The organism is Pseudonocardia sp., assembly GCF_035305885.1.
GTDB lineage: Bacteria > Actinomycetota > Actinomycetes > Mycobacteriales > Pseudonocardiaceae > Pseudonocardia.
The window spans coordinates 1-7730 of sequence record NZ_DATGOP010000138.1; the positions used below are offsets into that span (position 1 = coordinate 1).

The 7730-nt window shown below is 73.2% G+C and carries 9 protein-coding genes; 4 read left to right on the forward strand and 5 right to left on the reverse strand.

Going from position 1 to position 7730, the window contains the following annotated elements; translation table 11 throughout:
* Positions 1–173 precede the first annotated feature (173 nt).
* Entirely contained in the window at positions 174–1031 is an 858-nt protein-coding gene (gene map, locus VKZ81_RS31580; RefSeq protein ID WP_324245406.1) for a type I methionyl aminopeptidase, read from the forward strand.
* Between the two features lie 6 nt (positions 1032–1037).
* Here map and lepB read toward each other — a convergent pair whose 3' ends face one another.
* The 4 genes from lepB to VKZ81_RS31600 form a co-directional block, all read right to left on the reverse strand.
* A complete protein-coding gene (lepB, locus tag VKZ81_RS31585) occupies positions 1038–1775 on the reverse strand; it encodes a signal peptidase I (RefSeq protein ID WP_324245407.1) in 738 nt (245 codons plus the stop codon).
* Positions 1776–1806: 31 nt separating this feature from the next.
* A complete protein-coding gene (locus tag VKZ81_RS31590; RefSeq protein WP_324245408.1) occupies positions 1807–2052 on the reverse strand; it encodes a hypothetical protein in 246 nt (81 codons plus the stop codon).
* Complete coding sequence (locus VKZ81_RS31595; RefSeq protein ID WP_324245409.1) at positions 2049–2300, reverse strand: hypothetical protein; 252 nt, start codon at positions 2298–2300, stop codon at positions 2049–2051. The genes VKZ81_RS31590 and VKZ81_RS31595 overlap by 4 nt, the downstream gene beginning before the upstream one ends.
* 482 nt (positions 2301–2782) lie before the next feature.
* Positions 2783–3052 (reverse strand): hypothetical protein, encoded by a 270-nt coding sequence (locus VKZ81_RS31600; protein WP_324245410.1) that lies wholly within the window; start codon positions 3050–3052, stop codon positions 2783–2785.
* 390 nt (positions 3053–3442) lie between these two features.
* Here VKZ81_RS31600 and VKZ81_RS31605 point away from each other — a divergent pair, with 390 nt between their 5' ends.
* Genes VKZ81_RS31605 through VKZ81_RS31615 form a run of 3 tightly spaced genes read left to right on the forward strand, consistent with a single transcriptional unit; the run spans position 3443 to position 6953 of the window.
* The gene (locus VKZ81_RS31605) at positions 3443–4195 is read left to right on the forward strand and encodes an ABC transporter ATP-binding protein (protein ID WP_324245411.1); all 753 of its coding nucleotides are present in this window, start codon (positions 3443–3445) and stop codon (positions 4193–4195) included.
* On the forward strand, positions 4192–5415 hold the full coding sequence (locus VKZ81_RS31610) for an ABC transporter permease (RefSeq protein ID WP_324245412.1): 1224 nt from the start codon (positions 4192–4194) through the stop codon (positions 5413–5415). Before VKZ81_RS31605 ends, VKZ81_RS31610 begins: the two co-directional genes overlap by 4 nt.
* Positions 5412–6953 carry a biotin/lipoyl-binding protein gene (locus tag VKZ81_RS31615; protein ID WP_324245413.1) on the forward strand — a complete coding sequence of 514 codons (1542 nt, stop codon included), beginning with the start codon at positions 5412–5414 and terminating at the stop codon, positions 6951–6953. Before VKZ81_RS31610 ends, VKZ81_RS31615 begins: the two co-directional genes overlap by 4 nt.
* Before the next feature lie 14 nt (positions 6954–6967).
* Here the strand turns inward: VKZ81_RS31615 and VKZ81_RS31620 are convergent.
* A partial coding sequence (locus VKZ81_RS31620; protein ID WP_324245414.1) for an AraC family transcriptional regulator occupies positions 6968–7730 on the reverse strand: 763 nt, incomplete at its 5' end.

Consider the following 7730-nt stretch of genomic DNA (forward strand, 5'->3'; position numbering starts at 1 on the left):
TGGAGCCTCCCGATGACCTTCGCCGCGATCACCGCCGTCTCGCTCGCCGTGCTGCTCCTGGGGTGGCGGGCGTTGTCGGCCGCCGTGTCGGCGCGGGCGCGCCAGCAAGCCCTGCGTTGATCCCCCGGGCTGATCCCCGCGGGCACCGCCCCGCGCCTGCATAGACTGGCGGCATGCCCGCCCGCACCCTGCTCACCCCCGGCACCGTGTCGCCGACCCGGCCGGTCCCCGCCCACATCCCGCGCCCGGAGTACGTCGGGAAGAAGCGACCGGAGCGCACCAACGACCCGTGGGTGCAGACCCCCGAGACCATCGAGCGCATGCGGGTAGCCGGCAAGATCGCCGCGCAGGCCCTCGAGGCGGGCGGCGAGGTGGTGGCGCCGGGGGTCACCACCGACGAGGTCGACCGCGTCGTCCACGAGTTCCTCGTCTCCCACGACGCCTACCCGTCGACGCTGGGCTACAGGGGCTTCCCGAAGTCGTGCTGCACCAGCCTCAACGAGGTGATCTGCCACGGCATCCCGGACTCGACGGTCATCCAGGACGGCGACATCGTCAACATCGACGTCACCGCCTACGTCGACGGCGTCCACGGCGACACCAACGCCACGTTCCTCGCCGGCAACGTGAGCGAGGAGGACCGCCTGCTGGTCGAGCGCACCCGTGAGGCCACCATGCGGGCGATCAAGGCGGTGCGCCCCGGCCGCGAGCTGAACGTGATCGGGCGGGTGATCGAGTCCTACGCCAAGCGGTTCGGCTACGGCGTCGTGCGCGACTTCACCGGCCACGGCATCGGTCGTTCGTTCCACAGCGGCCTGGTCGTGCTGCACTACGACGAGCCGAGCGTGGACACGGTGCTCGAGCCGGGCATGACGTTCACGATCGAGCCGATGATCACCCTCGGGTCGATCGACTACGACATCTGGGACGACGGCTGGACCGTCGTCACCAAGGACCGCTCCCGCACCGCCCAGTTCGAGCACACGGTCGTGGTCACCTCCGACGGCGTGGAGATCCTCACGCTGCCCTGACGCGGGTCAGCGGATGCCGCCGATCCGCTCGAGCGGCCAGACGACGAACCGGACCTTGCCGACGACCCGGGCGACCGGGACGGGGCCGTTGCCGTCGGCGCGGGAGTCGACCGAGTCGTTGCGGCTGTCGCCCATCACCCACAGGGCGCCGTCCGGGACGCGGACGGGCCCGAAGCTCTCCTGGCGCGGCGGCCCGGCCTCGGGCGAGAAGTACAGGTGGGGCTCGTCGACGGCGGCGCCGTCCACGGTGATGCGGTTGCGCCGGTCGCAGCAGGCCACGACCTGCCCGCCGACCGCGATCACGCGCTTGACGTACACGGTCTCGTCGGCGGTGTGGAGCCCGGCGAGCGCGCCGAGCCGCCGCACGGCGTCCAGGAGCGGGTTGCCGGTGCCCGCCGGGACCTGCAGCTCGCTGCTCGTCCAGCTGTCCGGGACGGCGAACACCACCACGTCGCCGGGCGCCGGGGGCGTGAACCGGTAGGTGAGCCGGTCGACGAGCACGCGGTCGTTGACGCAGCCGGGGCAGCCGTGCAGCGTGCGTTCCATCGATCCGGACGGGATGAGGTAGACCCGGGCGACGAACGCCGGGACGAGCGCCAGCACCAGCAGCGCGGCGAGGACCAGCACGGGGCCGCGCCGGATCCGCCGCCGGGCGGGCCCGGCGCCACCGGTTTCCTCGACCGGATCGTCGACGGTGGCGTCGACGGTGGCGTCGCCCGCCCGGCGGTTCGGCCGGTCGAACACGGTTGCCCCCTCGTGGCGGGTAGCAGACGGATCAGTAGTCGGTGGCCGCGCCGCCCGCGCCGCCCTGACCGCCGGTCGAGGTGCACTGCAGGAAGCCGTCCTGCGGCGGCGGCAGATAGCGGCAGGTGGCGGTGCCCGTACCCGGGCGGCCCGGTGCGCCGTCGCGCTCGTGCGGGTCGCCCGCCCAGAGCGCACCGCCGAACAGCGCGGCGGCCGCGGCGGCACCCACCGCCGCCGCGGCGACGGCCGACGCGCAGCGCTTCAGCGGCGGCGTCACCGCTGCACCCCCGCCGCGCCGTCGTCGCCGTCCTGGCCCACCGCGTTGCAGAAGGACACGTCCGACGGCGGCGGGTAGCGGTGGGTGCAGGTGGCGTCCTCGCCGGGCGCGCCGGGGGAGCCGACCGCGCCGGGGCCGTCCCCGGCCAGCGCAGCCCCGCCGGAAGCGGCGAACCCGGCCCCGACGAGGACCGCGGCGGCGATCCCGACCACCACCCGGCGGAACGGGCGCCCCTCTTCGGCAGTCACGTCGTCATCCCCTTGTGATCAGTAGTCGGCGCCGGCGCCACCCGGGCCGCCGGGACCGCCGGTTGCGTTGCATTGCGAAACATCGCCACCGCCCCCGAGGATGCCGAGCGAGATCGCGATCGGGAGCAGGCACTGAGAATTCGCGGGACCGCCCGCGCCGCCGGGCCGCCCCGGTAATCGGTGCCGCCGGGACCGGCCGCCAGTGCGGCGCCGCCGTAGAGCACCGGTCCGATCATCGCGAATGCGGCCAGCGCCATTGCAGTCCTACGCGTGAAAATTTTCATCCTGGAATCTGTTCCTTCCCAAAGCAGCGTCGACGACGAGGTCGGTCGAACGGGGGAGCGAGCTTCGATTCCGCGCACGGCGCGGCGGCGCCACGGGGTGTCGATCGGGTGGCGCTGCGGGTGCGGGTTACCCTGGCGGGGGTGCAGGCCCCCGACGAGCCCGGGGGCCTGCACCGTCTGCAAGGTGATCGAGATGGATCAGTAGTCGGCCCCAGCGCCGCCGGCGCCACCAGCACCACCAGCAGCGTTGCACTGGGAGACGTCGCCGCCGTTGCCGACGAGCGCCCCGAGCGAGACGCCGATCGGGATCAGGCACTGGGAACTGGCATCGCCGCCGGCGCCCCCTGCGCCACCGACGTAGTCGTCGTGACCGCCGTGGCCGCCGGCCATCGCCGCACCACCGAACAGCATCGTCCCGGTCAGAGCAAAAGCAGCCGCAGCGGACGCGACACGGGTCTTACGAAGCATCTTGCTCTCTCCTTTTGATTGGCGGAACGCGGTTCGTTCCGCACGGCACTCAGGAGTAGTCCGATGCCCCCCGCCTGTCCAGTGGGAGGGCACACTATTGCCCCCCTTCCCACCTGGTCGAGTTGTCTCTTTCGATTCCGAACACGTCCGGTGACGATCAGGTTCCCCGCCGTGAATCGGGCAAACCGCCCGACTTGCAGTCGTGTCATTCACCGCTCGGTGTGCCGGGCGCGCCACATCGGGTGAATTCGGGTGCGGAGTGTGTTCGAAGAAGGGTTCTCCGGCTCCGGCGGGTGAACCTGTCGGGAATCACGTAACAGCCCCGCCATGGCCTCGTTGCAGGACCGTCAACGGCGGGCCCGTGCACCTGGGGGAGGTGAGCCGCCACCGATGATCGAGCTCGAAGGTGTCGCCAAGAGCTACCGGGCAGGCGCGGCGCAGGTGCGCGCGCTCGACGGCATCGATCTCCGTGTCGACGACGGCGACTTCGTGGCGATCATGGGACCCTCCGGCTCCGGCAAGAGCACGATGATGAACATCCTCGGCTGCCTCGACGTCCCGACCGAGGGCCGCTACCTGCTCGACGGCACCGACGTCTCGCGGATGACCGACGACGAGCTCGCCGAGATCCGCAACCGCAAGATCGGGCTGGTCTTCCAGTCCTACAACCTGCTGCCGCGGACCACGGCGCTCGCCAACGTCGAGCTGCCGCTCGTGTACGGCAACCAGCGGGCGCGCCGGACGAGGGCCCTGCGGGCGCTGGAGGAGGTCGGGCTCGCCGACCGCGCAGGCCACCTGCCCAACCAGCTGTCCGGTGGGCAGCAGCAGCGCGCGGCGATCGCCCGCGCGCTGGTCACCCGCCCGACGATGATCCTCGCCGACGAGCCGACCGGGAACCTCGACACCGAGGCCAGCCACGAGATCGCCCGGATGCTGGGGCGGCTGTCGCAGGCGGGCCGCACCGTCGTCCTCATCACCCACGAGGAGGAGATCGCCGCCTACGCCCGCCGCGTGGTGCGGCTGCGCGACGGCCGCGTCGTCGGCGACGAGCGCACCGACGCCCGCCCCGGCGGCGCGGAGGGGAGCGGGGAGGAGGCCACCCGCGAGATCGCGGTGGGCCCGCAGCGGGAGGCGGGCGCGTGACGCTGCGCATGGCCGTCGTCATGGCGTGGCGCGGCCTGCGCGCCAACGGTCTCCGCTCGCTGCTGACCATGCTCGGCATCATGATCGGCGTCGCCGCCGTCATCCTGCTCGTCGGGCTCGGCAACGGCACGTCCGCCCGGCTGAACTCCCAGCTGGAGGCGCTCGGCACCAACCTGATCGGGGTCTTCCAAGCCAGGGGCAGCGTGTCCGAGGGCGGTCAGGTCCAACCGCTGACCGACCGGGACGTCGAGGCGCTGCGCGAGTCCACCGAGGCCCCGCGGTTCGTCACCGTCACCCCCGTCAAGCAGGCGAGCGCGGTGATCAAGGGTGCGCACGGGTCCTGGCGCACCAGCATCGTCGGCTCGTCGCAGGACTACCCCGCCGCGCTGAACCGGACGGTCGAGGCCGGGAAGTTCTTCACCGAGTCCCAGGTCCGCACCCGCGCGCGGGTGGTGGTGCTCGGGCCCGAGCCGGTCCGGAAGGTCTTCGGCGGCGTCCCCGCGGCTGCCCTCGGCGAGCAGGTGCGCATCGGGTCGCAGATGTTCGAGGTCGTGGGCGTGCTCAAGCCGAACGGACAGCAGGACGACCTCGCGGTCATGCCGATCACCGCGGTCCGCACCTACCTCGTGGACGGCGGCGCCGACGACCGGGTGGACCAGCTGGTCGTGCAGGCCACCGGCCAGGACGCCGTGCCCGCCGCGATGGCCAAGATCACCCGGGTCCTCATGGACACCCACCGCATCGACGACCCCGCCCAGAAGGACTTCGAGGTGCGCTCGAACCTCGACCTGCTCGAGCAGTACGGCGAGGTCACCGCGGTCTTCACGCTGTTCCTCGCGTCGATCGCCGCCATCGCGCTGCTCGTCGGCGGGATCGGCGTCATGAACATCATGCTGGTCACGGTCACCGAGCGGACCCGCGAGATCGGGCTGCGCAAGGCGCTCGGCGCCAAGCGGCGGACCGTGCTCGAGCAGTTCCTCGTCGAGTCGACGGTGCTCTCGGGCATCGGCGGCTCGGTCGGCGTCCTGCTCGGGGTCGCGCTGTGCCTGCTGGGCCAGCGGTTCGGCGCCGCGTTCGGCGATTTCGCCCCGCCCCGGCTGTCGATCCCGTCGGTGTTCCTCGCGTTCGGCGTCAGCCTCTGCATCGGCCTGTTCTTCGGGGCGTACCCGGCGAAGCGGGCCGCCCGACTCCGCCCCATCGAAGCCCTGAGGTATGAATGACCACCCGAACCTCCGTCCGTCGCCTCACCGCCGCGGCCCTCGTGCTGCTGGTCGCGGGGTGCACCAGCGCGGAGTCGCAACCGCTCACGGTCAAGGTGACCAGGACGAGCGTGACCTCCACCGTCACCGCCACCGGGTCCCTGCAGGCCATCACCGAGCAGCACCTCGGCTTCCCCGAGGGCGGCAAGCTCGTCGATGTCGGCGTCGCCGTCGGGCAGCGGGTCGAGGCGGGGCAGGTCTTGGCCCGCCTCGACGACTTCGCGGCCCGCCAGGACCTCGCGGCGGCCGAGGCGCAGCTGGCCCAGGAGCGGGCGGCGCTGGCGCGCATCCGGGGCGGCAACCAGGTGAGCGCGGCCGAGGACGACGTCGAGCGGGCCCGCCAGGTCCTGAAGGCCACCGAGGAACGGGCCGAGGCCGTCGACGACGCCAACGCCTCGGCCGTCGAGCAGGCGGAGCGGCAGCTGGAGGCCGACGAGGAGGCGCTGCGCGACACCGAGGCCCGCACCCGGGCCGACCGCCGCGCCTGCTCGCCCGAGGACCGCGAGGACGCCGAGCGCGACGACCGGGGCGACGAGGAGTTCTTCGCCCTCTCCCGGCGCACCGCGCGCGACGACGACTGCGCGGCCGCCGGGGCCGCCGAGGCCGAGGTCGAGCGGGCCGAGCGCCAGGTGCGCGCGAGCGAGGCGGCCCTCGAGCAGGCCGAGCACAAGCGCCGGGTCGACCGGGCCGAGCACGATCTGGCGATCGCCAACGCCCGCCGCGAGCTGCAGGCGGCGAAGAACGAGGCCGAGGGCGCCCGCGGGGACCGCCCGCACGACATCGACGAGCAGGAGGCGGTGGTCGCGCAGCTGCAGGTCGAGGTCGAGCGGTCCCGCCGCGGCGTGGAGGACACGGTCCTGCGCTCGCCCGTCGCCGGCACCGTCGAGAGCATCAACGGGGTTGTCGGCGAGTTCGTCGGCGGCGGCTCGGGCACCACCCCGCTCGCGCCGGGCGGCGCCGTCCCGCTGCCCGAACGCGGGTCCGGCGTCTCGTCGGCCGAGCGGGCGAGCGCCGAGGGCGAGCGGCCGGGCGGCCAGTCGTTCATCGTGCTCGGCGACGTCGAGAGCTTCCGGATCGTCGCGCCGTTCGCCGAGACCGACGCCGCCCTCGTGCAGCCGAACCAACCCGTCGAGGTCACCTTCGACGCGATCCCCGACCTCACCCGCTCCGGCACGGTCGTGAGCATCGCGCCGACCGGGACCGATATCCGCGGCGTGACCAGCTACTACGCGGTGATCGTGCTCAACGAGCTCGACCCCCGGCTCAAGGACGGCCTGACCGCGTCGGCCAACGTCGTGGTGGACCACCGCGACAACGCCCTCGCCGTGCCGAACGCGGCGCTGTTGCAGAGCGGGGACACCGGCGTCGTCACGGTGGTGGAGCCGGACGGGTCGCAGCGGCAGGTGCAGGTCGAGCTCGGGCTCGCCGGAGACAGCGTCACCCAGGTCCTCTCCGGCCTGCACGAGGGGCAGCGGGTCCTCGTCGCGCCGGGCGGGTGACGACGGGCCGGGCGTCAGCCGCCGTGGCGGTGCTCGCGGCGGTACTCGCTCGGGCTGCACCCGTGGACCGTGCGGAACTGCCGCGAGAAGTAGAACGCGTCGGTGTAGCCGACCGCCGCGGCGACGTCGGCGATGTCGCGCGACGAGGTGATCAGCAGCTCGCGGGCGCGCGCCATCCGCAGCCGCTTGACGTACTCCACCACGCCACCGCCGGTGGCGGCGCGGAACAGCGCCGAGAAGTGCGAGGGTGACAGCCCCGCGGTGCGCGCGAGGTCGGCCACGCTCACCGGCTTGGCGAAGTTGCGGCGCAGGTACTCCTGGGCCTGCCGCACCGGCTCCGTGCGCTGCCTGCCGCCCGCGGCCACGTCCGCGGCCAGCTGGGCGAGCAGCGACCAGCCCGCCGCGGACGCCGAGATGAGGCTCGGGAACGTCTCGTCGCGCTCGAAGCAGGAGATGGCGTCGTCGATGGTGGCGACGGCGCGGTAGGTGTCGTGCAGCTCGACGAGGGCCTCCCGCCCGTCCGGCGCGATCACCGCGAGCAGCTCCGGCACCTGGGTGCCGGTCGCATGCAGCCACCAGATCGTCCATGGCCGGTCGGGGTCGGCCAGGTAGACGTGCGGCCGGTGGGGTGGGAGGACGAGCGCCTGCCCCGGCCGCACCGGGATGGTGCCCCCGCCCGCCTCGCAGTGGCCGAACCCGTCGACGCAGACGATCGCGATCGCCTCCGGGGCGCCTTCCGGGCGGTGTCGGCCGTGGTTCGCCGCCCGCGGGAAGTAG